Origin of the sequence: Cognatishimia sp. SS12 (assembly GCF_028369055.1) — a bacterium.
Taxonomy (GTDB): domain Bacteria; phylum Pseudomonadota; class Alphaproteobacteria; order Rhodobacterales; family Rhodobacteraceae; genus Cognatishimia.
In genome coordinates, this window is the sequence record NZ_JAQNCZ010000012.1 from 1 (window position 1) to 1,193 (window position 1,193).

General features: G+C 54.7%; 1 protein-coding gene. It reads right to left on the reverse strand.

Annotated elements, in window-relative coordinates; genetic code table 11:
• Window positions 1-39: 39 nt before the first annotated feature.
• Window positions 40-1,124, reverse strand: a protein-coding gene (locus tag N6L24_RS15565; RefSeq protein ID WP_442872610.1) for an IS3 family transposase whose coding sequence is annotated in 2 segments (ribosomal slippage) — window positions 40-872 and window positions 872-1,124 — 1,086 coding nt in all. Because the reading frame shifts where the segments join, the coding sequence is not laid out codon by codon here.
• Window positions 1,125-1,193 lie beyond the last annotated feature (69 nt).

Here is a 1,193-nt window from a genome sequence, read left to right on the forward strand (position 1 = left end):
GGTAATCCCCCCATTTTTAGAGGGGCGTATCAGTAGAATTTAAGCTGCTGTCAGTTTCTGTATCGGGGTCATCCCGCCGATGCCCATGTTTGGTCTTTCGTTGTTGTAAGTCCAGAGCCATTTCGTTGCATGGTCCTGCACGTCTTCAATGCTTTCGAAGTGGTATCGCCCGAGCCATTCTGTGCGGACCGTCCGATTGTAGCGCTCGATATAGGCGTTCTGCTGAGGCTTTCCCGGCTGGATGTAAAGCAAACCGATCCCCGCCTTCTCGGCCCATGTTTGTAGCCTGCCACTGGCATATTCCGGGCCGTTATCTACGCGAATGACCAGAGGTTTGCCTCGCCAGGTGATGATCTGGTCCAGCGCTCGAACCACACGCTCGGCGGGCAGTGAGAAGTCCACTTCGATGGCCAGACCCTCGCGATTGAAGTCATCAAGCACGTTCAATGTCCGGAATGCTCGGCCGTCAACCAGTTGATCCGCCATGAAGTCCATTGACCAAACCTCGTTCGGGGCCTCAGGCACTGCCAGAGGCTCCGGCCTCTCGCGCTGCAAGCGCTTTCGCGGCTTGATCCGCATGTTCAGCTCCAACTCGCGGTAGATGCGGTACACGCGTTTGTGGTTCCAGCCAAAGCCTTTGACGTTCCGAAGATGCAGAAAGCACAGGCCAAAGCCCCAACTCCTCTTGGCCGTTGTCAGCGCGACAAGCCAATCGGCGATCAGCTCGTTCTCTTCGCTGAGCGCCGGCTGATACCGATAGCACGTTTCACTGATGCTGAATGCCCGGCAAGCCAAAGCAATACTGGCAGACCGGTGCCGAACCGCCCACTCGGCCATCTCTCTGCGTTGAGACGGCCTTACCACTTTTTTCCAAGCGCTTCCTTCAACAGGTCGTTTTGCATGCTCTTCTCGGCATACATGCGCTTGAGCCGCTTGTTCTCTTCATCGAGCTCTTTCATCCGCGCCATCAAGCTGGCATCCATGCCGCCATATTTGGAGCGCCATTTGTAAAAGCTCGCCGAACTCATCCCATGTTCACGGCACAGATCCGCAACCGGCACACCACCTTCGGCCTGCTTCAAAATACTCATGATCTGAGCGTCGCTATATTTCGATTTCTTCATCAGAATCTCCTCTTTCATCATTCGAGAAAATTCTACTTTCAAACACCCCTAATGTTCGGGGGGATTACC